28 protein-coding genes, 1 tRNA gene and 1 other RNA gene are annotated in these 24491 nt (G+C 47.8%); 6 read left to right on the forward strand and 24 right to left on the reverse strand.

The window, feature by feature from the left end:
- Positions 1 to 246 (forward strand): phytanoyl-CoA dioxygenase family protein (locus ACTRXG_RS14335; protein ID WP_474285614.1); only part of this gene is annotated, 246 nt, incomplete at its 5' end.
- 62 nt (positions 247 to 308) lie between these two features.
- On the opposite strand, the gene ACTRXG_RS14340 is transcribed toward ACTRXG_RS14335, so the two are convergent.
- Positions 309 to 509, reverse strand: a complete 201-nt coding sequence (locus tag ACTRXG_RS14340) for a hypothetical protein (RefSeq protein WP_474264250.1) — start codon at positions 507 to 509, stop codon at positions 309 to 311.
- A 303-nt stretch (positions 510 to 812) separates the two neighbouring features.
- On the opposite strand from ACTRXG_RS14340, the gene ilvD reads away from it, so the two are divergent.
- The 3 genes from ilvD to ACTRXG_RS14355 all read left to right on the forward strand — a co-directional run bounded on the left by ilvD (position 813) and on the right by ACTRXG_RS14355 (position 3748).
- The gene (gene ilvD, locus ACTRXG_RS14345) at positions 813 to 2507 is read left to right on the forward strand and encodes a dihydroxy-acid dehydratase (RefSeq protein WP_474264248.1); all 1695 of its coding nucleotides are present in this window, start codon (positions 813 to 815) and stop codon (positions 2505 to 2507) included.
- A 144-nt stretch (positions 2508 to 2651) separates the two neighbouring features.
- Positions 2652 to 3338, forward strand: a complete 687-nt coding sequence (locus tag ACTRXG_RS14350) for a DsbA family protein (RefSeq protein WP_474285616.1) — start codon at positions 2652 to 2654, stop codon at positions 3336 to 3338.
- 5 nt (positions 3339 to 3343) lie between these two features.
- The gene (locus ACTRXG_RS14355) at positions 3344 to 3748 is read left to right on the forward strand and encodes a disulfide oxidoreductase (RefSeq protein WP_474285617.1); all 405 of its coding nucleotides are present in this window, start codon (positions 3344 to 3346) and stop codon (positions 3746 to 3748) included.
- A gap of 32 nt (positions 3749 to 3780) precedes the next feature.
- On the opposite strand, the gene ACTRXG_RS14360 is transcribed toward ACTRXG_RS14355, so the two are convergent.
- The 5 genes from ACTRXG_RS14360 to ACTRXG_RS14380 form a co-directional block, all read right to left on the reverse strand.
- Complete coding sequence (locus ACTRXG_RS14360) at positions 3781 to 4797, reverse strand: siderophore ABC transporter substrate-binding protein (protein WP_474285619.1); 1017 nt, start codon at positions 4795 to 4797, stop codon at positions 3781 to 3783.
- A gap of 105 nt (positions 4798 to 4902) precedes the next feature.
- Entirely contained in the window at positions 4903 to 5661 is a 759-nt protein-coding gene (locus ACTRXG_RS14365) for an iron ABC transporter ATP-binding protein (protein ID WP_474285621.1), read from the reverse strand.
- Entirely contained in the window at positions 5649 to 6605 is a 957-nt protein-coding gene (locus ACTRXG_RS14370; protein WP_474285623.1) for an iron chelate uptake ABC transporter family permease subunit, read from the reverse strand. The genes ACTRXG_RS14365 and ACTRXG_RS14370 overlap by 13 nt, the downstream gene beginning before the upstream one ends.
- A complete protein-coding gene (locus tag ACTRXG_RS14375) occupies positions 6595 to 7548 on the reverse strand; it encodes an ABC transporter permease (protein ID WP_474264236.1) in 954 nt (317 codons plus the stop codon). Before ACTRXG_RS14375 ends, ACTRXG_RS14370 begins: the two co-directional genes overlap by 11 nt.
- A 193-nt stretch (positions 7549 to 7741) precedes the next feature.
- Positions 7742 to 8152 carry a hypothetical protein gene (locus ACTRXG_RS14380; RefSeq protein WP_474263006.1) on the reverse strand — a complete coding sequence of 137 codons (411 nt, stop codon included), beginning with the start codon at positions 8150 to 8152 and terminating at the stop codon, positions 7742 to 7744.
- Between the two features lie 158 nt (positions 8153 to 8310).
- Here ACTRXG_RS14380 and ACTRXG_RS14385 point away from each other — a divergent pair, with 158 nt between their 5' ends.
- On the forward strand, positions 8311 to 8637 hold the full coding sequence (locus ACTRXG_RS14385) for a thioredoxin family protein (RefSeq protein WP_322526358.1): 327 nt from the start codon (positions 8311 to 8313) through the stop codon (positions 8635 to 8637).
- 119 nt (positions 8638 to 8756) lie between these two features.
- Positions 8757 to 9107, forward strand: coding sequence for a carboxymuconolactone decarboxylase family protein (locus tag ACTRXG_RS14390; RefSeq protein ID WP_474263009.1), 351 nt, complete (start codon positions 8757 to 8759; stop codon positions 9105 to 9107).
- Positions 9108 to 9144: 37 nt separating this feature from the next.
- On the opposite strand, the gene ACTRXG_RS14395 is transcribed toward ACTRXG_RS14390, so the two are convergent.
- The 18 genes from ACTRXG_RS14395 to ACTRXG_RS14480 form a co-directional block, all read right to left on the reverse strand.
- Positions 9145 to 9768: a hypothetical protein gene (locus ACTRXG_RS14395; protein ID WP_474263011.1), complete on the reverse strand. Its 624-nt coding sequence runs from the start codon at positions 9766 to 9768 to the stop codon at positions 9145 to 9147.
- 102 nt (positions 9769 to 9870) lie between these two features.
- Positions 9871 to 10842 carry a class 1b ribonucleoside-diphosphate reductase subunit beta gene (gene nrdF, locus ACTRXG_RS14400; protein ID WP_474263014.1) on the reverse strand — a complete coding sequence of 324 codons (972 nt, stop codon included), beginning with the start codon at positions 10840 to 10842 and terminating at the stop codon, positions 9871 to 9873.
- Positions 10843 to 10860: 18 nt separating this feature from the next.
- Complete coding sequence (gene nrdE, locus ACTRXG_RS14405; RefSeq protein WP_474263168.1) at positions 10861 to 12915, reverse strand: class 1b ribonucleoside-diphosphate reductase subunit alpha; 2055 nt, start codon at positions 12913 to 12915, stop codon at positions 10861 to 10863.
- A gap of 4 nt (positions 12916 to 12919) precedes the next feature.
- Positions 12920 to 13315 (reverse strand): class Ib ribonucleoside-diphosphate reductase assembly flavoprotein NrdI, encoded by a 396-nt coding sequence (nrdI, locus tag ACTRXG_RS14410; RefSeq protein ID WP_322526362.1) that lies wholly within the window; start codon positions 13313 to 13315, stop codon positions 12920 to 12922.
- Positions 13316 to 13756: 441 nt separating this feature from the next.
- A complete protein-coding gene (locus tag ACTRXG_RS14415; RefSeq protein ID WP_474285625.1) occupies positions 13757 to 14374 on the reverse strand; it encodes a redoxin domain-containing protein in 618 nt (205 codons plus the stop codon).
- 47 nt (positions 14375 to 14421) lie between these two features.
- Positions 14422 to 15036, reverse strand: a complete 615-nt coding sequence (locus ACTRXG_RS14420; RefSeq protein ID WP_474285626.1) for a PepSY domain-containing protein — start codon at positions 15034 to 15036, stop codon at positions 14422 to 14424.
- A 163-nt stretch (positions 15037 to 15199) separates the two neighbouring features.
- Positions 15200 to 15892 (reverse strand): PepSY domain-containing protein, encoded by a 693-nt coding sequence (locus tag ACTRXG_RS14425; protein WP_474285628.1) that lies wholly within the window; start codon positions 15890 to 15892, stop codon positions 15200 to 15202.
- Positions 15893 to 15963: 71 nt separating this feature from the next.
- Positions 15964 to 17316 (reverse strand): sensor histidine kinase, encoded by a 1353-nt coding sequence (locus tag ACTRXG_RS14430; protein WP_474285630.1) that lies wholly within the window; start codon positions 17314 to 17316, stop codon positions 15964 to 15966.
- A complete protein-coding gene (locus ACTRXG_RS14435) occupies positions 17313 to 18017 on the reverse strand; it encodes a response regulator transcription factor (RefSeq protein WP_474285632.1) in 705 nt (234 codons plus the stop codon). Before ACTRXG_RS14435 ends, ACTRXG_RS14430 begins: the two co-directional genes overlap by 4 nt.
- A gap of 36 nt (positions 18018 to 18053) precedes the next feature.
- A complete protein-coding gene (locus ACTRXG_RS14440) occupies positions 18054 to 18551 on the reverse strand; it encodes a DUF1648 domain-containing protein (protein WP_474263027.1) in 498 nt (165 codons plus the stop codon).
- A 34-nt stretch (positions 18552 to 18585) separates the two neighbouring features.
- Positions 18586 to 18777, reverse strand: a complete 192-nt coding sequence (locus ACTRXG_RS14445) for a hypothetical protein (RefSeq protein WP_322526369.1) — start codon at positions 18775 to 18777, stop codon at positions 18586 to 18588.
- On the reverse strand, positions 18774 to 18986 hold the full coding sequence (locus ACTRXG_RS14450) for a hypothetical protein (protein WP_474263029.1): 213 nt from the start codon (positions 18984 to 18986) through the stop codon (positions 18774 to 18776). The genes ACTRXG_RS14445 and ACTRXG_RS14450 overlap by 4 nt, the downstream gene beginning before the upstream one ends.
- A 169-nt stretch (positions 18987 to 19155) precedes the next feature.
- A tRNA-Thr gene (locus ACTRXG_RS14455) sits at positions 19156 to 19231 on the reverse strand.
- Between the two features lie 92 nt (positions 19232 to 19323).
- Positions 19324 to 20133, reverse strand: coding sequence for a zinc transporter ZupT (gene zupT / locus ACTRXG_RS14460; RefSeq protein ID WP_091616308.1), 810 nt, complete (start codon positions 20131 to 20133; stop codon positions 19324 to 19326).
- 191 nt (positions 20134 to 20324) lie between these two features.
- Positions 20325 to 20687: a transfer-messenger RNA gene (ssrA, locus tag ACTRXG_RS14465) on the reverse strand.
- Positions 20688 to 20764: 77 nt separating this feature from the next.
- A complete protein-coding gene (smpB, locus tag ACTRXG_RS14470) occupies positions 20765 to 21244 on the reverse strand; it encodes an SsrA-binding protein SmpB (protein WP_079475508.1) in 480 nt (159 codons plus the stop codon).
- Between the two features lie 81 nt (positions 21245 to 21325).
- On the reverse strand, positions 21326 to 23662 hold the full coding sequence (gene rnr, locus ACTRXG_RS14475; RefSeq protein WP_474263031.1) for a ribonuclease R: 2337 nt from the start codon (positions 23660 to 23662) through the stop codon (positions 21326 to 21328).
- 48 nt (positions 23663 to 23710) lie between these two features.
- Positions 23711 to 24463 (reverse strand): alpha/beta hydrolase, encoded by a 753-nt coding sequence (locus ACTRXG_RS14480; protein WP_474263170.1) that lies wholly within the window; start codon positions 24461 to 24463, stop codon positions 23711 to 23713.
- Positions 24464 to 24491: the final 28 nt, after the last annotated feature.

The following is a 24491-nucleotide window of genomic DNA, read 5'->3' on the forward strand; positions in this document are numbered from 1 at the left end:
GCGACCGGCCCGGCGGGCTCGGTGCTCTTCTTTGACTGCAACACGATGCACGGCTCGGCCGGCAACATTTCGCCGTATCCGCGCAGCAACGTCTTCTTCGTGTTCAACTCGGTGGAAAACAAGCTCGTCGATCCGTTCAGCGGCCAGGAGCCGCGTCCGGAATTTCTGGCCAACCGCCAGGATACTTCCGCGATCAAGCCAAGCTCGGATCGTCTTTCACACAAAACTTCCACTTCTGCAAAATAAGATACAAAAAGCATCCGGTTTTTCTTCCCGGATGCTTTTTTCATTATAATGTCGGTCTTCAATCACCGTTTGAATGTCTGATCCTTTTCGTCGTTTGATTTCTGTGTAAGCAGTACACTGTATAAAAGCGCAAACACCATGCCACTGAAACCAATCATTTGAATAATAACACTTTCGAATCCCTGCAGCTGCAGAGTCCCCGTTAAAAACAGAGCGAGAAACGCAACCAACATTGCCACAGCCCATACAACTGGTTCTTTCATCGTTATTCCCTCCATTTTCTCTCATGAGTAGAGATAGGTTATCTATATCATAATAAATTCCTTTTCCTTTTCCCATCCGTCTGTAAAGTTATCTACCATACTAATTTTTTCATTTGTCAGAAATAACTTTTATTCACCATCGCTGTTACATTGAAACAATCATCTATTCCTAGTATGATAGTGGATAGTCCTTGTTAGATAGACATTTGTATATGCATAGAAAAATACCCGTGCTGCGTATGGAGCACGCGAACCGTCATGCACATTGTCTGCGACGAAACTTCATGAGAGAGGGTCATAGCGATGGGAAACACAGAAAAAGATTTACGAAACCGCAGTAAAGCCATCAGCGAGGGAGCCAACCGGGCGCCGAACCGGGCAATGCTCAGGGCCGTCGGATTTACAGACGACGACTTTAAAAAACCGATGATAGGCATTGCAAGTACGTGGAGCGAGGTTACTCCTTGTAACGTACATATCGATAATCTTGCACGCCACGCAAAGCAGGGAGCGTCCACCAACGGTGGTGCACCGCTTATTTTCAACACAATTACCGTATCTGACGGAATCGCAATGGGTCATGAAGGCATGCATTACTCCCTTCCAAGCCGTGAAATTATTGCGGACTCGATTGAAACTGTTACCAATGCGGAGCGTCTCGACGGGGTCGTCGCCATCGGCGGCTGTGATAAAACGACGCCTGGCTGCGTCATTTCTCTGGCCCGCATGAACATTCCTTCCGTTTACGTTTACGGCGGAACTATTCAGCCAGGTAAACTAAACGGTAAAGATATTGATATTGTTTCGTCCTTTGAGGCTGTCGGCCAGCACCAGACTGGTCAGATCAGCGATGAAGAGCTTCATCAGGTAGAGTGCAATGCGTGCCCGGGTGCTGGTGCCTGCGGAGGGATGTACACAGCCAATACGATGGCTGCTGCCGTAGAAGCGCTCGGCATGAGCATCCCCGGTTCTTCCTCCACGCCTGCGATTTACGAATACAAAGAAACCGAATGCAGACAGGCCGGGGAATTAACCATCGAACTGCTTGAAAATAACATTCTTCCAAAGGATATTATGACGAAAAAAGCGTTTGAAAACGCCATTACGGTTGTTATGGCGCTTGGCGGTTCCACCAATGCGTTTTTACACCTTCTTGCGATTGCTCATTCGGCAGACGTGGACCTGTCTTATGACGATTTTGAACGCGTCCGCCAGAATGTCCCTCATATTGCCGACCTGAAGCCGAGCGGCAAATATGTCATGCAGGACCTTTATGAAATCGGCGGCGTGCCGGCAGTCATGAAGCTTCTCCATGAGGAGGGGCTCCTGCACGGTGAATGCCTCACGGTAACCAGCAAGACGCTTGCAGAAAACCTTGATGCTGTGCCGTCCCTCAAGGAAGGGCAGGAAATTATCCGTCCTATCGCTGAACCATTTAAAAAGACCGGTCCGCTTGTCGTTTTAAAAGGAAACGTCGCACCGGAAGGCTCCGTAATCAAGTTGTCCGGTCAGAAGATCAGCCGGTTCGAAGGTACGGTAAAAGTCTTTAACAGCGAAGAATCAGCTACAAAGGCCATTATGGACGGGGATATCGTCGAAGGAGACGTGCTCGTTATCCGTTACGTCGGCCCACAGGGCGGCCCGGGTATGCCGGAGATGCTTTCTGTTACTTCCATGATCGTAGGACGCGGTCTCGGAGGTAAAGTGGCTCTTATGACCGACGGTCGTTTTTCCGGCGGCTCACACGGTTTTGTTATCGGGCACGTTGCGCCTGAAGCAAGTGTTGGCGGTCCGATCGGCCTGCTTGAAAACGGGGATACCATCTCCATTGACAGTGACACGCAGGAAATCAACCTCCATATTTCCGATGAAGAGTTTGAAAAACGCCGAAACGCCTGGCAGGCCCCGGATCTTCCGGAAAAACGCGGAGCACTGGCCAAGTACGCTAAACTCGTTTCTTCAAGTGCCAAAGGCGCCGTTACCGACGCAGATTTATAAGCAATATTACGGAGAGCTGCCTTTTCGGGCAGTTCTCTTTCTTTTCAGCATTTTTTTGAAGACTCTTGAGTTTCCAACAATTTATGGTAAATTATGAAGGTATTGAGCACTACATACATAGCATAGCCACGAAAGGAGTTTCCTATGTCTAAAAAACCAAGGCCCAGTTCCGGCCGTACATTCGCAGCCATTGTAGCCGTTATAGCTGTGATTTTGCTCGCTATCATTCTTGTCGGCAACTTCGGCGGCGGAAGCAGTGACAATTCCGGCGGGAGCAGCGGAGAAAGTCTTGATACAAGCGGCCAGCCCCTCAAGGGGGACGAGGATGCCCCGGTAACAGTCGTTGAATTCGGGGATTATAAGTGCCCTGCGTGCAAAGATTTTCACGAATCGGTCGTTCCTGAAATCGAGTCCCAGTTTATCGAATCCGGCGATGCCGCTTTCCATTACGTTCATTACCCATTTCTAAGTGAAGATTCCACTACAGCGGCAGAATTCAGCGAAGCCGTTTATGGCGAACTCGGGGATGAAGCCTTCTGGAGCTTTCACGATACACTTTTCGCCAACCAGCCGCAGAATGAAGGCGGCGATTACTTTAACCAGGAACGTTTAGCGGAGCTGCTGCAGACAACAGCTTCCGAAGAGGAAGTAAACACAGTGATTGAAGCTTTTGAAAACGGCACCTATGAAGAAAACGTAGAGAATGACCGTTCCATGGCCGAAGATCTTGGTGTAAACAGCACCCCTTCCGTATTTGTGAATGGAGAACTATTTGAAGGTGACAGCTATCAGGAGCTGCTCGATATGATTGAAGAAGAGGCAGGGGAGTAACGCCTATGGATCGTTGGTTAAGTGCGGCCTGGCTGATGGCCATTACCGCTACGCTCGGCAGCTTATCGTTCAGCGAAATTTTAGGCTACACGCCGTGTGAGCTTTGCTGGTATCAGCGCATTCTTATGTACCCGCTCGCAGTTATTTTGGGCGTGGCTGTCTTCCGCGGGGAGCGGCAGGTCATATGGTATGCGCTACCTCTTGCTGTTCCTGGCATGCTGCTTGCAGGCTATCATTACCTTTACCAAAAGCTTCCCGTGCTGCAGCAGGCCACGGAATGCACCGGTGCGGTTTCCTGCTCCGATCAATCAGCGCAGTGGTTCGGGTTTATTACTATTCCTCTTCTTTCCTTCACTGCATTTTTGATTATTTCCATTACTCTTTTGATTATCGCTGTACGCAAAAAATAGTCACATGCCCTCAGGCACGTGACTATTTTTTATTATTCTTCGGACGAAGCCACGGCTTCTTCTATTTCTGTAATCATTTTATCCATCGACTGCAGACCGCCGCCGGAAAGATACCAGTATTCCGGGTCCAGATAATGAATGTCATCGTTCTGCGCTGCCTGTGTTTCATTCACAATGTCATTATCGAGAGTTTCCGCAGCCGACTGCTCTTCCCCGCCTTCACTGACTACCGCACTGCGGTCTATGACGAAGAGATGTTCTGGATCTTCTTCCGCTAAGTATTCATAGGAAGCACTCTGTCCGTGTGTAGATGCTTCGATATTTTCATCCGCTGCCGGCACGCCAAACACGTCATGAATCAGCCCGAAGCGGGAGCCTTCGCCATAAACACTCAAGGAACCGTCGTTTACAAGCGTCACCAGCGACTCTCCGGCATCTTCAGCCTTTTCGTTTAAATCTTCAATGCGGGTATGAAGCTCGTCTACTTTTTCCTGCATCTGCTCTTCCTTCTGGAAAATCTCTCCGATCATTTCCATGTTGCTGTCAAAGGATTCCATATAATTTTCTGTATCCACTGCTGTATAAACAGTCGGAGCAATCTCGCTCAGTTCCTCATAGGCATCACTCTGGCGCCCTGAAATGATAATAACATCCGGCTCCATTGCGTTAATTGCTTCAAAATCCGGCTCTTTCAGGCTGCCGATATTTTCATATTCATCGCTGCTGTAATCATCCAGGTACGAAGGAAGCGACTCCTGGGCCACGCCGTCCACGTCTACATCAAGCTCATCCAGCGTTTCAAGCATTTCATAGTTAAACACGACGACATTTTCAGGGTTTTCCGGTACTGTTGTTTCACCCAGCTCGTGTTCCACCGTCACTTCCCCGCTGCTTTCCTCCCCCTTTTCTTCACTGGTATCTTCTTCATTTGAAGCACTGCTGTTTTCACCTTCTGCAGTTGATGACCCTGAATTATCAGCTCCGCATGCAGCAATAAGTGCTGTTCCCAATACTGCAGTTGACGCAAGTATCCATTTGTTCTTTTTCATTTTTCTATTCCCCCTGGATAAGTTATTTTATTTTTCAAGCCCTGATGCGCTGGTGCTCCCTCCTTTTGTTACTCTTTCGCCATATCAACGGGCCGGTGGCAGTGTTTATGTAAAGTAAACACAGATTTTCTGATCGTTAATACGACAGATCGGCATATCCATTTCATAGATATCTGTCAGTACTTCTGATGCCATCATCTCTTCGGTGGTGCCCTGAGCTACGATATGCCCATTTTTTAAAGCGACGATGTCATCGGAGTAACAGGAAGCAAAATTAATATCATGAATAACCAGAAGCACGGTTTTGCCCATGTCTTTCACTAAACGGCGCAGCACCTTCATAATTTGCACCGAGTGCTTCATATCCAGATTGTTCAGCGGCTCATCGAGCAGAATGTAGTCGGTGTCCTGAGCAATAACCATTGCAATGAAGGCCCGCTGCCGCTGGCCGCCGCTCAGCTGATGAATAAAGGAGTCCTGCATCGTTTCAAGCTCCATGTAATCAATAGCCTGATCCACATATTTCCAGTCTTCTGCGCTCAGACGTCCCTGCGAATAAGGAAAACGGCCGAAGGAGATTAATTCACGGACAGTAAGCCGGGCGTTCATTTCATTGGACTGCTTTAAGATAGCCAGTTTCTTTGCCAGCTCCCGGCTTTTTGCTTTCGTAATGTCTTTGTCTCCGATTTTCACTTCGCCTTCGTCCTTCGCGATCAAACGGCTGATCATAGCAAGCAGCGTACTTTTTCCCGCCCCGTTCGGACCGATAAATGAGGTGATCTGTCCCTGCTTAATCGTTACGGAAACGTCGTCTACGACCGGCGTTTCATCATATTTTTTTGTTACATTCATTACCTGGACCATGCTTTATTCCCCCTTAATAACAGATAGATAAAGTAAATGCCTCCGATAAAATTCACAATGACGCTGATCGCTGTGTTGAAGCCAAGCACCCTCTCGACGAGCAGCTGTCCGCCGATAAGAAATGCCACAGCCGCAAGCGCAGCAGCCGCAAGCAGCACGCTATGCCGGTAATCCTTCATCAGCTCGTAAGCAACGTTTGCCACGAGCAGGCCTAAAAACGTAATCGGCCCGACGAGCGCGGTTGCAATGGAAATAAACATAACTACAACGACAAGCAGACGCTTTACCGCGTATTGATACGGCACTCCCAGGTTAACCGCCTGGTCCTTCCCAAGGGAGAGAACATTTAAATATTTCATGAAAGACAGGGAGTAGATAAACAGCAGTACAAAAGCCGCTGCAGAAATACCGAGAATATTTGTATTCACATTGTTAAAGCTTGCAAACATATTGTCCTGAATCGTTAAAAATTCATCTGGTGATATGAGGACCTGTAAAAATGTTGAAATGCTGCTGAACAATGTTCCGCAGACAATTCCGACGAGCAGCAGAAAGAAAATATCCTGCTGCTCCCCCTGAAATAAAAAGTAGTAAAGAATGACGGCAAACCCGAGCATCAAGGCAAGCGATACGAAAAAGTTCAACGGACCGTTAACTACAACCGCCGACGTGGAACCGAAAAAGAACACGAGTGCTGTCTGCAGCAAAATATACAATGAATCGAGACCTATAATACTAGGTGTTAAAATCCGGTTATTCGTAATCGTTTGAAAAATAACAGTGGAAAAAGCAATCGCACCGCCGGTCATAACCATAGCAAGAAGCTTCTCTGCCCGGTGCTCCAGGACGTAATCCCAGTTACCTCCAGCGTCTGTAAACATAAAGATGATGGCGAGAACAAGCGACAAAACAGCCAGTCCTATGATCTTCCAATTAAAACGCATATTTCTTCCTCCTCATCAGCATATAGAGGAACAAGAAACTGCCCAGGACACCTACGGTTAAACCGATAGGCACTTCATACGGAAAAACGATCAGCCGCCCAAAAATATCACAGACTAGCACAAACACCGCGCCAAGCAGTGCGGTATGAATCAGCGTTTTCTGCAGATTGTCCCCCAGGTAGATAGCAACAATGTTCGGTACCACCAATCCTAAAAAAGGGATGGTCCCCACTGTTAATATAACGACGGCCGTCACAGCGGCGACAATGGTAATGCCAAGATTGACGACTGTACGGTAATTCAGCCCCAGGTTCACCGCAAATTCTTCTCCCATGCCGGCGATCGTAAACCGTCCGGCAAATATGTAAGCTATGAAAATAAGCGGCAGGCTGACGTACAGGAGCTCATACTGCCCGTTCACAATTAATGAAAAATCTCCCTGCAGCCAGGCTGACATGTTCTGGACAACGTCATACCGTAAGGCAAAAAACGTTGTGACGGAGCCTACAACACTCCCAAACATTAATCCCACCAATGGAATAAATATGGGATCTTTAAATTTCACGCGCTCCAGAATTGTCATAAAAATAAACGTACCGAGAAGTGCGAATAAAAAAGCTACGCCGGTCCGGAGCAGCGGCGTGGCTCCGCCAAACCAGATCATAGCCACTAAAATGCCAAACCGGGCCGAGTCCATCGTACCGGCTGTAGTAGGAGAAACAAACCGGTTCCGGCTCAGCTGCTGCATGATTAACCCACAGATGGCCATCCCCATGCCGGCCATAATAATACTGAGAAGCCGTGGTATACGGCTCGATGTCAATGTACGCCATTCGTCTTCGTTTCCTGCCATCAGCCCCTGAACCGACACCGTCTGGACGCCGATAAACAGGGAACCGGCCGAAAGAAGAACGAGAAGAGCGAGTAAGTACCACCATTTCATCTGTAAACACTTCATTTCCAAGAACAATTGCATCGTTCTGCGTCTAATTATTAATGATTTTCATTATCAATTACATTTTTTATTCTATCACCCCGGTTTTAAATGTCAATGTACCTTTTGCTTTTTTCCTAAATTTTTCATAAACGAAAAAGCCGGCCTGCCTGAAAGGCAGAACCGGCGTTTCATATTCTTGTTAGGACGGGAGTGTTACTTTGTCCATGAATGCTGAAAAAGCGTAGGAATCTTCATTGTAGGCGTATAAAAACATGGATCCTGAAACAGCCGTCCGGTAGGAAACATTTTCCCATCCTCCGTTTTCAGTCACTTCCTGCTGGAACTGCTCCTCTGCCTGTACAGCCGCATCCCGGGAATCGAACTCATAAACCGCTACTTTTGTATTCGTGCTGTCTTCCTCCCACATTTCGCTTTCGTGATCCATGGATACCGGGGCCGCAGGGCTTTCTTCTGTCTCCTGCATAGAAAGCCCGTTGCTTTCAAGCTCCGTGATCCATTGTTCTGCTCCCTCTGCCTCATTTCCACAGGCCGATGCAAGCAGCAGCATGCCTGCCGCTGCGCACGCTGCCATCCTGTTGAAAAGCCGCATTGCAGTCCCCCTCCTCCCGAAAAAAATGAATATGCTGCTGATTATGTATATGTTTATTCTAACAGGGATTTCCAGTCGAAACATTATTCTTCTCGTTTTTTTGCACATTTTTATGCCTTTGTTACAATAGAGAACAGCATGAAAGGAGCGAATAAATAATGACTACGAATAACCGCATTGAATCTAAAAATTCTTTTGAGGAAACAATACAAACAGAAACACCGGTAGCGGTAGAATTTTCAGCAGGCTGGTGTCCGGACTGCCGGAGACTCGATATGTTTATAGACGATGTACTGAACCGTTTTGACAGCGTGCCATTTCATAAAATTGACACCGAACAGCTGCCAGACATTACAAGCGAACAGGAAGTAATGGGCATACCGAGTATTCTTGTATTCCAGAACGGGGAAAAAATAGGCCATTTGCATAGCGCAGATGCTAAAACCCCGGGTCAAGTAAGCGACTTTTTCTCCAAATATTACTAAAGAAAAACTGCCGGGATTCCGGCAGTTTTTAATTTTTCCGGGCAGCCCATGCCGTGCTTTGTTTGAAATTGCCAGAAGCGGGAATGTTCCCTTCAGCATACTAAAAAGGAGTGAACATTATGGCAGTTATTGATGCCAAAGAAATATTAAGCGAATACCGCCGCGGCATAGAGCAATTCAGTGAATCCTATCAGGAAATCGCAAAAAATTACAACCGCTTTACGTCGAGTGCTTTTGAAGGCGGAGAAGTTTCGACCGCTCAGAAGCATTTGACAGCTCTTGCTATTGGCGTTCATCAGGGTGATACTACATGCATTGTTTACCATATGGACCAGTGTCTCCATCATGGATGTTCTGAGGATGAAATCAAAGAGTATATGGGTGTAGCGGCAGCTTTTGGCGGCGGCGAATCCATGAGTGAAGCAGTGACGATAGGCCTCGATGCCCTGCAGCAGTTAAAGGATAGATAAACAAGAAGCTGTTTCCTTTGCCGGAAACAGCTTCTTGTTATTTATCCAGGATATCTACAACAAATTGGGACCATGTCTCAAGCCGCTCATATGTATCCGGCTGGGACAGTTCATCCACGCTTGTCCAGAAGCCGCGGATCTGCTCCGTTTCTTTGACCTGTACGTCCACGTGCTCCGGAAGAATAAAAGTATATAGAATGCCGAGATGCACTTCACCGACGGCGTTATCGTCATCATTAATCAATCCAAGCGCCTGCATTTCCGCTCCTTCCAGAGAAGAAATATGAAGTTCTTCTTCCAGCTCACGGTCAGCATTTGTGTGCAGCAGCTCCTGAAATGTCGAAACACCGGATTCAGCATTCATATGCCCTCCAAACCCGAGGGACAGTTTATTATGCAGCCTTCCTTCTCCTCCGCCTGCAAGCCGTTCGTATGCGAATAATTGTTCTCCCCTTCGAATGACTACATAGGGAATCGGCTGTTTCCAGGAAGGGTCTTCTTCGGCGTCTCCCCGCCTTTTTTCCGTATATGTATCCGCAATCGTTCCAATAATTTCCTGAATTTGATCCTGCTCGTCCTGCACCCCGTGAAATGCCCGCGCTTCGCGTGCAAATACCTGCTCTCTTGGTGCTACTACAATCATTTCATCCATTTTACCCATACTTTTCACCTCTTTGTGATGTTCATCTGTACTTTATTATAATTATAGCGGAAATTTTTTATATACACATTAAAAAAGCCAGGCGCAGGCCCGGCTTTTTTGTTAGTCGAAAATGAAATCTTCGTCCCGGACCGGCTCCACTGTTGCTTTTTTGTAGCCGTTTCCTTTCATCGAGAAGAAATCATGGGATTTTGTTTTTGTATCCATGCCGTTTAATACAATCGGGTTAATTTCTTCCTCTTCAAAATACGCATCCAGGCCTAAGTTCATCAATGCTTTGTTCGCATTGTACCGAAGGAACTTTTTCACATCAGAGGTCAGTCCTACCGGATCATACAACTGTTCGGTGTAAAGCAGTTCATTTTCATACAGCTCCATGAGGAGGTCGTGGGCAAATTCCCGCAGCTCTTCCTGCTTTTCCGGTGTCTGGCGCTTGTAAATTTCCTGTGCCAGAAGACCAACGTATACCCCGTGGATCGCTTCGTCACGGATAATCAGGTTAATGATTTCCCCGCTCTGCATGAGCTTGCCCTGGCCGTAGAAATAAAGCGGATAATAGAAACCACTGTAGAACAGAAAGCTTTCAAGATAAACAGAAGCTACCATCGCTTTGTACAGGGAAATTTCGTCCCCGTCTTCGATTTTATTGTACTGCTCGACAATACGGGTAGCTTTTTTCTGCAGGTGCGGATTTTCCTTCACCCATTCAAACAGCTCATTGATTACTTCTGTAGAAGCAAGTGTCATGAAAATGTTCGAATAGGATTTTGCGTGCACCGCGTTTTCCATCATTGCCATAAAGTTTAATACCGCTTTGCGCTGGTGGCCTTCCACCTGCTCAGCAACCTTTGGCATGCCGACATTTCCCTGCTCTGTATCGAGCAGGGTCAAACCGGCGAGTACTTTCATATACGTGTCTTTTTCTTCATCGGATAAATATTTCCACGTGAGCAGATCCCCGTTTAGTGATATTTCCTCTGGAAGCCAGAACTGTTTTACGTTCTGGCTGTAAAACATCTGCGTAAAGTCGTCGTCTTGTTTTGACCAGTCGGCTGCGTCAAATATTTGATTCATGGGGTGATACTCCTTTCTTTACACGACGCAGGAGAGGCAGTCGTCCTGTCCTGTGTCTTTTGTCCGCGCATAGTAAATCGTCTTGATACCTTTATGGTGGGCATAGAGATCAATTCGGTTCAGGTCTCTCGTGGTGATGGTGTCACGCACAAAGAGAGTGAAGCTGATGCCCTGATCGATGTGCTCCTGGATAGCTGCGATCATATCCACAACGTTGAACATATCCATGTCATATGCCGCTTTGTAGTAGAACCAATTATCCGGCGCAAGGCCCGGCATCGGGTAATACGTTTTCGAGTTGCCGTACGTCCGTTCTTCAATCCGCTCCATAATCGGCATAACAGAAGCAGTAGCCGACTGTACGTAGGAAATGGAGCCGGTTGGTGCGATTGCCAGGCGGTAGCTGTGGAACAATCCGTGCGTCTGCACCTGCTTCATCAGCTCTTCCCAGTCTTCAGCATCCGGCAGGGCCATGCCTTCAAACAGGTCCGCAATTTTAGCAGAGGACGGGAGGTAAGAACGGTTCAAATACTTGTCAAAGTAGGAGCCGTCAGCATAGCTGGAACCTTCGAAGCCGTAGAACGTCTCTCCTGTTTCTTTTGCAAGCTCCATCGAACGCTGAATGGAATAGAAGTTCACAGCCATAAAGAAGAAATCAGCGAATTCCCGTGCTTCCTCACTTTCGTAGGCGATATGGTTCTGCGCCAGAAAGCCGTGCAGGTTCATCGCGCCGAGGCCAATCGATTTCATCATCTGGTTGCCGCGGCGTACAGCCGGAGCATTCGTAATATTGGTATGCGTCGCTACGTGGGTCAGAGAATCAGTGGCGAGCTTCACTGTATCCTTGATCGTTTTGTGCTTCATAACATTGGCAATGTTCAACGAACCAAGGTTGCAGGAAATATCTAGGCCGACTTCATCTTCCTCGCCGTAATCCGTATAGCTTGATACCTCAGACGCCTGGAGGACTTCAGAGCAAAGGTTGGAGAATTTTACTTTGGACACGTTATTCAGCGCGTGCGCCCGGTTGACGTTATCCTGAAACATCAGGTAAGGGTATCCGGATTCGGACCGGAGAATCGCCAGCTTTTCAAGCATGCGGCGGGCATTGACCTTGTCTTTTTTCACGCGGTCGTCCTCGACGAGCTTGTCGTACATTTCGCTCATATCCATTTCATCAAGATGTTCACCGTACGCCCGGTACACTGTGTGCGGATAGAACAGATACATATCTTTATCCTGGCGGGCGAGCTCAACGAATTTATCCGGAATCACGACTCCGATTGATAATGTTTTAACACGCACGTCTTCATCGGCCGAAATTTTCTTTGAATCCAGGAAGTCGTGAATATCCCGGTGAAAAATATTTAAATATGCCGCGCCGGAGCCCTGGCGCTGCCCCATCTGATCTGCATAACGAAAAGCATTGTCGAGCAGCTTCATTACGCCGACGACACCTTTTGTCGCGTTTTCCACATCCTTAATGGCTTCGCCCTTTGCCCGGAGCTTCGATAAGTTCAGTGACACACCGCCGCCTACCTTGGACAGCTGCATGGAGATATCGACAGCCCGGGAGATATCATTTAAAGAGTCGTTTACTTCCAGCAGGAAGCAGCTGACTAATTCTCCGCGCCGTTTTCTGCCGGCATTCAGGAACGTCGGGGTGCTCGGCTGATAATCCTGGCTCATCATCATTTCTGCAAACTGCTCAGCTTTTTCTGCGTTTCCATTGCCGAAATAAAGGGCCACAACAGCCACCCGGTCTTCAAAACGCTCAAGGATCATTTTCTGATCATTGGTTTTCAGCGCATAATCATTGTAAAATTTAAACGCGCTCATGAATGACGGAAAACGGAATTTCTTTTCATAGCACAGGTTGTAGACGCGCTCAATTTCTTCAAATGAATACGCCTCGAGGAATTCTTTTTCATAAAAGTCATTTTCGAGCAGGTAGTCGAGCTTTTCTTTCAGATCGTGAAAGAAAACAGTGTGCTGATTGACGTATTGAATAAAGTATTGATAGACGGCTTCTTTGTCTTTTTCAAATTGAAAGGACCCGTCCTTTTGGAACATAATCTCATTGTTTAACTGGATCCAGTCGGTGGTTTGTGTTTGTTGCAACTTTCATCGCCTCCTCTGCGAAAATGGACACATCGTTTTTTGTTCCGCTTAGTTCGAATTTATGGAGTATGGGAACGTTGTAGTTCACTGCAATCTGATTGGCGCTTTTGGCGAAATTGTCTCCCCATACTTTGTTTCCACTCGATGCTACAGCAAGAAGCTGCTCTGCATGTTCTTCGAGAAATGCTTCGGTGGATTCCGGGATATTTCCAAACCCCTTCGTATAGGTGATAAGGATAAACGGTTCATCGATTTGTTCCGCTTCATTCAGACTGTACACCCGGTCAAACGGGATTTTTTCCGCAAAACGCTTCACGTTGCCCGTCATAGAATCAAAAATGATCGGTATCATCGAATCCCCTCCTTACTTTCTAAAATGCACGAATGTCTGTACACTTTTACTATACCACTACTATATATGGTGTAATCTTCTTTTTCAACATACATGATATAGATATTTTTCGTTCCATCCTCTTGACAATTAAAATCTCTGCCATACTTCCTTATACTCCTCGATTCTACCCTTAAAATTGTGCACATTTTCTGACAGAAAAAATTTCAGTAAGTAAGACCTGCTTCTATATCTAGTCGTTTATAAAAACTGCCAGTGTCTGTACTACTACATACAGACATGCATTTAGTCCAGCTCTCTATTTACAGCGGGCTAATTTTCGGTAAATTCTTGATACTTTCAGTGTACAGAAAAAAATTTACCACGCATTATTTCAAACAAAAGCAGCCCGCGCTTACGCCGGCTGCTTCTCCATATTTCATCACCTTTTCAGGCGGGGTTTTATCTTTCTTTTAATTGAATTAGCTCGTTGACGATCCAGTAGGGGTCCGGCCGGGCGGCTTCCCAGACAGAAACTGCCACGGTGCCGTCCTGATCGATCACATACGTTACGTCTGCAGGGCAGTACGAATGATATCCGGCATGGCGCAGGGCCGCTTTAACCTCCGGGACGTCCTGAAGCAGGTGATCCCGGCAGGAGATGCACGCATTATACCAGGAGGCTGCCACAGCATTTGTGTCTGCAAGCACCTTTCCTGTAAAAGACATGTGCTGCAGCTCTCCCTGAAGGGCGGATACCTGCCCGCTGGCAGCTACTACGATCTGGGCTCCCATCTGCCGAAGCAGCGGGGAAGCCTCCTGATAGCTTCGCAGCCGTTCTGTTTCTACATGTATCCAGCCGCCAAAACAGAAGAGAAGCACTACCGGACCCTGGAGGAGCAGCTGGTTTAACGTAACATTTTCCCCGTCCATGCCGGGCAGTGAGAATGCCGGTGCGCTCTCTCCTATTCTGAGTCCAGGGCAGAATCCCGGCCGTTTTTCCTGGTGCCATTCGTTCCATAAGATGCTTTTTGCCCGGTGCAGCTGTGAATGCAGCACCTTTTCCCTCAGTAGTGCCATTCCTGGAAGACTCCTTTCGGACCCCGTTCATCTGTTGGTGTTAGTCTTTAATTGTCGTTATCGTCATCGTCGTTGTTATCATCATCGTCATCTTCAATATCTCTGGAAGCGATCGTACCGTCTGTATCATTTATGAAGAAATCGCCTTCCTGTTCGTTCGTTTCCAACGAAAGGTCGTACCCGTTCTCTTCACGGTCCAGCTCCCATTCATTCAGCTCTCCGGAAACTTCGCCCATCCCCGAAGCCACAATATCTTCTAAACTGGCGCTGTCCCCGTCCTGGATCAGCGGTTCTTCATTATCTTTATCATCATCGGTTTCTTTTTCAGTCACATTGCCGGAGAACGCTCCTACTTCAACATCGTATTCTTGTTCGCCTTCGAGCTCCACATCGTATTTCTGATCTTCCATATCCAGTTCCAGCTCAACCGCCTGACCGCCCGTTTCTTCCTCAGCAATCAGTACAGCTTCATCGGCAGTAATTTTTTCCTCCCCAGAGCTGCTGTTGTTTTCGTTACTTTCTGCGGCTGTTTCTTCTGAAGATTTGTTTGAAGAGGTTTCTGCTTCCACGCCACTATTCATGGTCGTGTAAGCTCCTGCACCAATAACTGCACCAAGCGCCGTGACCCCCGCCAGACTGCCTGCAAGTACTTTCCCTTTCATGGTCATTTCCCCCTTTATTTGTTGTTACACCTTTACTATAGAGGCCCGACATGAGAATATCCCTACAAGAAAATGAGAAATTGATGAGAAATACATGAACGACTCATAACAAGTAAAAAGACAAAAAAAAGCCACCTGGAATCATCCAGGCAGCTTCTGCCGTTTAATCATCCCAGGTGACTGACAGTATTTCTCCGGTGATGCCGTGTACCTGAACCGTAGCTTCGTCGTCATCATTTTGTTCAAGCTCCACGTAGTAAAACGGCTCCCCAGCATCCGACGTTTCGAAATCAACGTCGTCCACTTCCCCGTTCACTTCTTCCTGCGCCACAGCTGCGGCTTCCTGTTCACTAAGCACTGTCTGGCGTCTTTCTTCACGTTCTTCCTGTGCTTTTTCTTCTAAAATATCTCCTGACCGCGCATCGATAGTCATTTCTTCCAACGCTTCGTCTTCAGCAAACTCCACTACGTACACGGCGGTTCCTTCCCATGTTTCCCGGCTGATTTCTTCAATAGAAAAGTTAGTCTCTTCTTCTGCCCGGGTGCGCGCTTCTTCTTCTGTTAGAGCTTCTGTATCACCAGTGCTGTTACCCGCTACCCGTGTGACGCCTGTAACCGCTCCATCTTCAGCATCCACCTGCAGCTGGTACGTACCCCGGTCAAGCTCTGTCATCACCTCATAGGTGCCGTTTTGTTTTTCCACGCTCGTGATGTCCCCCTGATACTGTCCCTGAACAGCCTGTTCAATTTCCTCCGGCGACATTTCCGGGGTAAAATACGGCGAAAACCGCCAGGCCCCAAAAGTGGCCACTATGATACCAGCCACCAGCACAAACAGAAAGATAACATTTTTCACCGCAGGCCCCCCCTCTCCCTGTTGCTATTATTGTATCCGTTCATTCTGAGAAATTGATGAGAAAGGGAGAGTCATTCACTGGTTACAGGAAAAATTAAGCGGACCGCCGTTCCCTGGCCGTGCGTGCTTTCAATTGTGATGCGTGCGCCGAGAGCTTCAGTAATATCTCTGGCAAGCGACAAACCGAGCCCGTAGCCCCCGCTTGCCCGTGTTCTCGACTCATCCACCCGGTAAAAGCGTTCGAAAACTCGTTCAATATCCTTTTCCGGAATACCGATGCCCCGGTCAATCACAGCGATGACCGGTTCTGTATCTGTCGTTTCGATTTTTACATCAATGACATCACTGCTGTATTTCCGGGCATTATCAAGCAGGATATACAACAGCTGCTTCACTTTGTCGGGATCAGTCTGAACGATTGCCGGCTCCCCGGTTAATTCAATCTCCCGGTGGTAGCTGCTGCGGTAGTTTTCCACAGCATCTGCTGCCACCATCTCCAGGTCCACTTCGGTAATATGGAGGTTTTCTTTTTCATTCTGACGGGCAAGCAGCAGAAGCTGCTGGGTCAGCTCCCTCATCCTCACCGCTTCGGAATGAATGGCTTCCACCGATTCTTCAATGATTTCGGGACGTGAGGCTCCTCTTCTCTGCAGCAGGCTGGCGTATGATTCAATCACAGTCAGCGGCGTTTTTAACTCATGCGACGCGTTGGATACAAACTGCTCCTGTTTATGATAATTTTCTTCGAGACGCTCAATCATTTCATTAAACGTCTCCCCCAGCTGCTCGATTTCATCCCTGGACTTCGACGACGTGGAAATCCGCTTGAATCTGCCGCTTGTCTGGATATCACGCATAGTAGCTGACAGCGCTGCGATTGGACGGAGGATTACCGTGCTCAATAAGCGTGCCGAGAGAAAGACCGGGATGACAGCCGCAATAGTAGCGACTATTAATATTATTCGGAGCACCGCCAGATTTTCTTCTGTCTGGCGGAGGCTGTCGGTAATCTGAATGTTTGCCACCTGTCCATCTGTCCATATGACCGGCACCGAAACGAATGCGTACCGCTCCCCGTTATGTTCCACCACCCGTTCATATTCTTCGGAATAATATTGAACGGGCTCCTCCGTTAAGCTTCCCTCTTCCGGGGAAGTTACCGTCGCTGCCTCCGACTCATCCTGCAGTACAATTCTGGCCATCCCTTCCGTTGGGGTATACGCCCGGAGCAGCTGTTCGACCGAAAAATTATCCGCGGATTCATTAAACGTGGAGGCTGTCTGTCTTCCTTCTTCTACAGTCTGTTCCACCTCACTTCCGATCATCATGCGGGAAAAGGAAAAGTAAATAGCAAGCACTAAAAGAACGACGAGCACAAATACGAGCACCGATGTATATAAATGAATTTTATTTCCAAGCTTCATGAGAAGTCCTTCACCACGTAGCCAACGCCGCGCACAGTCTGGATATGCGCGGTCCCAAATGGTTTATCAATTTTGTTGCGCAGATAACGAATGTATACGTCCACTACGTTCGTTTCCCCGAAATAATCAAAGCCCCACACCTGCTCTAAAATCTGGTCCAGGGACAGCACCTGCTTTTTGTTTTTCAACAGATAGGAAAGCAGGTCAAACTCTCTGCGCGTCAGCTCTATCGGTTCCCCGCCGACATACACTTCCCTGGCCGACTCATTCAGCCGCACTTCGCCCACAGAGAGCCACTGCTCTGCTTCTGCTTCGGCTTTCAAAGCTGCTTCCGCCTGAAAGCGGAGCGAGGAACGGACACGGGCGAGAAGTTCTTCAATTTGGAACGGCTTTGTAATGTAATCGTTGGCCCCGAGGTCGAGTCCGGAAACTTTATCCTCCACAGAATCTTTAGCGGTAACAAGCAGAACCGCTGTTTTTGTGTTCTGGCTTCGTATCCGGCGCAGCAGTTCAATACCGCTGATGCCCGGAAGCATAATATCAAGAATAATTAAATCCCACGGCTCCGCCTGGTACATGGCAAATCCCTCAAGACCGTCGGAAGCCTTCTGAACATAATAATTTTCGTAGGTGAGTTCAAGCTCAAGCACCCGCGCAATTTTTTCTTCATCTTCAACAATCAGTATACGTGCTTGTTCCATTAGGCATCCCTCGATACGCTGCCGGATGGCAGTCTATTATGATGAAGAACGTTGGTTCGAAGCTTTACCCCACAAAGTGATTGTTCTCCATGTGAAATAAACAGCGGTTCCAATTAAACAAATAAGGAAAAATGAAGGAAAAAACCACCCGAGTCCCTCGCTTTCATTCAGGGCCGTACGGACGGTCTGCCACTGAACATAGACAAATCCGAGCGACAGCTCTACGAGGAGCACAGAAATGAGAATCTGTCCCTCCCGCTTAAACACTTCTATTTGATGCTCATTCATTCGCACCGGCAGACGGAACCATCCCGGGTAGCGGAGAGAAAAATACGCCCCGATCCAGATAGCGATCAACGCCAGCGGCGGAACAAATAAATAATACTTTGCAGCATATTCGTTCGGGTCTCCGGTGGCGTCGAAAAACTGGGGCACAATGTAGGGAAGACGGGTCCAATAGAAAAGCACAATCGCCAGTATTCCTATTGAAGCCACACCCCCTACAATTAATGCTGTTCTTGCAAACGTCGGCATAACGGTCTGCCTCCTACTATTCTTTATTCCAGCTTCACCACTGCTGCTTTTTTAACGCTTTTGATATCATTACTAGCGTAACAATACAGGACATCGCAATAATGACCATGACGATGCTCCACATCCATTCTCCGGAAATGACGAAGAAAACGCCGAGAATCAGACTTAGCACCACAATAAACCCTTCGAACCAATAAAAGAATTTTACAGCTGCATTTGTGTTCATGACTTTCCTCCTGATTTTTCTTTTGATTTCTTTTTATAGCCTGGCTTTTTTCTGCCCGTCTGGTACGCTCCAAGCAGAGCACTCAGCATGCCAATTGCTGCGACGATAACGTAAAATGTAGAGCCGCCAAGCCACAGGAAAAAACCGGCAGTCGCCGCAGCCAAAACTAAAAATATTATATTAAACGTAAACAGCACCGGGGATCTCAAACTACCCCTCCCTTTCGACTTTATCTTATATCAACGTATCATTTTCTTTTCTTATTGCCCATCTTTTCATCAAAAAGAGGCCAAAATATTTCCTCATTGGTCTTTTCTCTTTTTAGACCGGTTTAAAACAAAAAAGCACCCATCTGTATGGGCGCTGTAATGATATGAATGGTGCTAGTGACAGGACTTGAACCTGCGACCTGATGCTTACGAGGCAACTGCTCTACCAGCTGAGCTACACTAGCGAACGTTTACGGCAAGTAATAATATACAAAAAGAAAAATTGGGTGTCAATTAAAAAAGCAGAGGCCGCGACCGGCCTCTTGCTTTCATACACTTAAATAAACAGCAGCAGACTCAAGGCCATTACGGCCATACCACTCACTACCCCGTAAATCGATACGTGGGTTTCATCATATTTTTTTGCCGCCGGCAGCAGTTCATCCAGAGAAATGAATACCATAATGCCAGCCACAGCAGCGAAAATGATGCCAAACAGCGTATCGGTCAAAAACGGCATGAGCAGAAGAAAAGCCAGAATAGCACCAGCCGGCTCTGATAATCCTGATAAAAATGAAAGTCGGAATGCTTTGCGCTTGCTTCCGGTCGCAAAATAAATCGGTACCGAAACAGCTACCCCTTCAGGAATATTGTGTATCGCGATCGCAAGAGCGATCGCAAGTCCAAGGCCCGGGTCATTCAGGGCAGAGGTAAACGTAGCGATACCTTCAGGAAAGTTATGTATAGCAATCGCAAGAGCTGTGAAGGTCCCCATTTTCATAAGGCCCTGGCGTTCAAGCTCTTCCTTTGACATATGCATATCTTCCACCCGCTTTACTTCATGCGGATTTCCTTTTTGGGGGACGAGCCGGTCAATGGCGGCAATAAAAATCATCCCTCCAAAAAATCCCCCGACGGTAACCCACTGGCCTCCGACTTCTCCGAGCGCCCCGACCAGCGACTCCTGTGCCTTAAAAAATATCTCCACCATGGAGACGTAAATCATCACACCTCCGGAAAAACCGAGCGAAAAAGCCAAAAACCTGGTATTTGTCGTAGAAGTGAAAAAAGCCAGTATACTTCCGATTCCTGTGGCAAGCCCGGCTCCAAGTGTTAACAAAAATGCATAAATGACATTTGGTTCCATACGCTGCCCCCTTTGTAATCTGATTGGCTTCACGATTCTTTCCCTTATGCAACATTTTAACCATTCTTCAAATGTTGTGTCAATGCAAAACTTCCCCCGGCGGAAAGCCGGCGCCGTTTTCCTCTGCGCCGCGAACGAAAAAAGGTGCCCACGGCTGGAAAGCCGTAAGCACCTGTTGTCTCCAGTATGTATGGTGGAGACGGTGGGATTCGAACCCACGTCCAGAGATATTGCCACTTTAGCATCTACGAGCGTAGTCGCTATATTATCATTCACCAGTACATCAGCCTAGCAACAGGCTTCCGTACGGCTAGTCTGATTAGTCTCTTCAGCCGCCCTCAGACGGAGGGCGAACTGCGTAGCCCACTAAGAGTGAGACCCCAAATCATTCCACGCGGGCGATGGAATGCGGGATCCGCAAAAAGCAGTTGTTACGCTGCTACTGCGAGGTTTTCGTTGTTTTTGCCAGTTATTATTGGCGTGGCATTTTTACGAGCTGCCTCTCGGCTCGCAGCTAAAGCTCAACCTATCCCTGTCGAAGCCGTAACGTCCCCATGTGAAGGATAAGCATGTGCCCATAGGTTTATGAGCGACATACTATATTATAACTAGAGGTCTGGAGCGTGTCAATCTAGTCGCTCATGCCTTTCATGCTGCGATTGATTGCTTTGTCCATTTCACGCTTGGCATCCTGTTCCTTGAGCGCCTGGCGTTTGTCGTATTTTTTCTTACCTTTGGCAAGGCCGATTAACACCTTCGCTTTACCGTTTTTAATATAAACCTTCAATGGAATAATGGAGTACCCGGACTGCATGCTTTTACCAATAAGTTTATTAATCTCCCGGCGGTGCAGCAGAAGCTTTCTCGTACGCAGGGGATCGTGGTTGAACTGATTCCCCTGTTCATACGGGCTGATATGGGCATTATGCAGAAACAGCTCGTTATTATCGATTTTCCCGAAGCTGTCCTTCAGATTCATCCTGCCAGCCCGGATCGACTTTATTTCGGTGCCCCGCAGTTCAATACCGGCTTCGAAGGTATCTTCAATGGTATAGTCATGACGGGCCTTCCGGTTTTGCGCCAGCACACGGTTTTCCGTTTTTACTGCCATCTCCATTCACCTGCCTTCTGTCTTTATTCTACCATAGGGGCCCGGGCGCGTCCTATTGCCCCGGGCTTTCCCGCGATCATATTATTTCTTTTTATTGTTTTTTGAGACTTTCGAGTAAAACGGCTTTTTGTTACCTGATTTGCCTTTTTTACGTCCACCGTCTTTTTTATTGCCATCTTTCTTTTCTCCCTGTCCCTGGCCTTCTTTTCGGCCGGGACGCTTGCCCTTATCGCCCTGAACAACTTTTGCGGACTCTTTGCGACGTGCTTTCGCCGGCCGTTTCATGCCGACAATTTCAAAATCGATCGCCGCTTCATCAAGATTTACATTCAGAACACGCACTTCCACCTGATCACCGATGCGGTACATATTCGCGGTACGCTCACCTATCAGCGCATACTGCTTAGGATCATAGTGGTAATAATCATCCGTGAGATAGCTGATATGCACCATACCTTCAATGGTGTTTTCAAGCTCTACAAACAGACCAAAGTTCGCGGCGCCGCTTACAAAACCGGTAAATTCTTCCCCGATTTTATCCTTCATATACTGCGCTTTCTTCATGCTGTCAACTTCACGCTCGGCGTCAATTGCCCGGCGCTCCATCTCCGAAGAATGCTGGGTGATTTCCGGCAGTTCATTTTTCCATTTCTGCTGCGTTTTATCGTCCAGCCGTTTATTTACCAGATACGTCCGGATCAAACGGTGAACAATCAGGTCCGGATACCGGCGGATTGGTGACGTAAAGTGAGTATAGAAGTCCGCAGCCAGCCCAAAGTGGCCGGCGTTTTCAGGATCGTACTTTGCCTGCTGCATCGAGCGCAGCATCACTGTACTGATCACTGCCTGTTCCGGTTCTCCTTTTACAGCGTCAAGCACTTCCTGAAGCGCACGCGGATGTACCGTATTTGCCGTTCCTTTAACTGCATAGCCAAAGTTCGTAACAAACTCCACGAACGACTGAAGCTTGTCTTCGGCAGGGTCTTCGTGAATCCGGTAGACAAACGGCACCTTCATCCAGTGGAAATGCTCGGCTACCGTTTCGTTGGCTGCCAGCATAAACTCTTCAATCAGCTTTTCAGCGACCGAGCGCTCACGCAGCACCACGTCTGTCGGAGCAGTCGTTTCATCCACGAGCACCTGTGCTTCCTTGAAATCAAAATCAATGGCGCCTCTTCCAAACCGCTTTTCGCGCAGAATAGCTGCAAGCTCTTCCATACGCTCAAACATTGGCACGAGCTGGCTGTATTCCTCCCGCTTTGCCTGGTTGTTTTCTTCAAGAATCAGACGGACATCATTGTACGTCATCCGGGCGGCCGTTCGAATTACACTTTCAAAGATTTCATGATTAACGACCTCGCCCTGCGGCGTTACTTCCATTTCACACGAGAGCGTCAGCCGGTCCACCTGCGGGTTCAGGCTGCAGATGCCGTTTGACAAACGATGCGGAATCATCGGGATTACCCGGTCGACCAAATAAACACTCGTGGCCCGTTCTCCTGCCTCCACATCGATAGGTGTTCCTTCGTCCACGTAATAGCTGACGTCTGCAATATGAACGCCGAGCTTATAGTTTCCGTTATTATATTTCGTCACCGTTACAGCGTCATCGAGATCCTTTGCGTCTGCTCCGTCGATGGTCACGATAGTTTCATCGCGAAGATCCCGGCGCTGTTTGATTTCACTTTCATCAATTACGTCCGGTGTTTTCTGAGCCTGCTCCACAGCCTCCTCGGGAAAATCTCCCGGGAGGCCGTGCTTATGAATGATCGACAGAATATCCACGCCCGGGTCATTTTTATGCCCGATGATATTGACGACTTTTCCTTCAGCTCCTGAAGCCGCATCCGGGTATTTAGTCAGCTCTACGACAACCTTATGGCCGTCCACTGCTCCGTTTTCTGCGTCCTGCGGAATATAAATATCATCGCGGATATGCTTATCATCCGCCGCGACAAACCCGTAATTACCGTAGCGCTGGTACGTGCCAACGACTTTTTCAATACCTCGTTCGATGATGCGGATAATCGTGCCTTCGGTTTTACTGCCCTGGCTCGAGTCCGAGATACGAACAAGTACGGTGTCTTTGTTCATGGCCCCGTTAATTTCCCCGGCCGGCACAAAGATGTCGTCGCGTTCCTTTTCCTCCGGAATAATAAAGGCAAATCCTTTGGCATGGCTCTGCACGCGTCCGCGCATCAGATTCATTTTCTCCGGTATGCCGTAGCGGTTGCTTCTCGTCCGGACAACGTCTCCGCTGTCCTCCATTTCGTTTAGCGTCTTCATGAGACGCTTAATATCTTCTGCCGAATCCGCCTGAAGCGTTTCCTGGATCTCCTCAATCGTTGCAGGGCCCGCAGAATCGTTTTTCAGGTAATTCAGCAGTGTCTGTTTTATTTCCTGGTCCAACGTTTTCATCTCCTTTCAATTTGTTGTGATAAACGTTTTGAGCTTTACGCTCTTTTTTTATTTTGACCAATTTAATCCTTCTAAAAACTGATATACATCTTCGTTCAGCTCATCGCGGTCATTCCCGAGGGTAATAACGTGCGGGGAGTCCGGATACCACTTAATCTGTTTATCCTCCGAAGAGATTTCTTCATAAATGATATTTGCGCTGTCTTCTGCAATCATATCATCTTTTTCACCCTGCACAATCATCGCCGGCGCATGAACCATGTCCAGGCTTTCTTCCACTTCCCGGATCAGCCGGTTGACCGAGTGCAATGTGTCCGTCGGCAGCTGACGAAATTCCATAATTTCTTTATCAATCTGGTCCTGGTCTTTCCCTTCCAGACGTTTAAATTCTTTCGCGTAATTGATGACATCTCCGTTCAGCTTGTCTGCGTTGTTGAATGTCGACATTGGGGCGCTCATTGGAATAATACCCAGTACATCGTAATGATACGCCACACGCAGAGCCATAAGTCCTCCGAGAGAAAGGCCCCCGACGGCAATCTGATCAAAGCCTCTTTCCTTTAATTCCTCGATTCCTGCTTTTACATCCTCCCACCAGTCATGGTAGTCCGTCTCCATCAGCTCTTCCGGAGGAACACCGTGGCCTTTGTAGACCGGCGCATGTACAGTATAACCTTTCTTTTCCAAAAAACGTCCCATCATCCGGACATCCGCAGATGAGCCTGTGAATCCGTGCAGCAGTAGAACTGCACGGTTTCCACCTTCAAAGGTAAATGATTTAGGGGGTACTACACGCATGATTCATCGTCTCCTATCTATCTTCTTTTCT

The organism is Marinococcus sp. LNSP9103-4, from assembly GCF_056034345.1.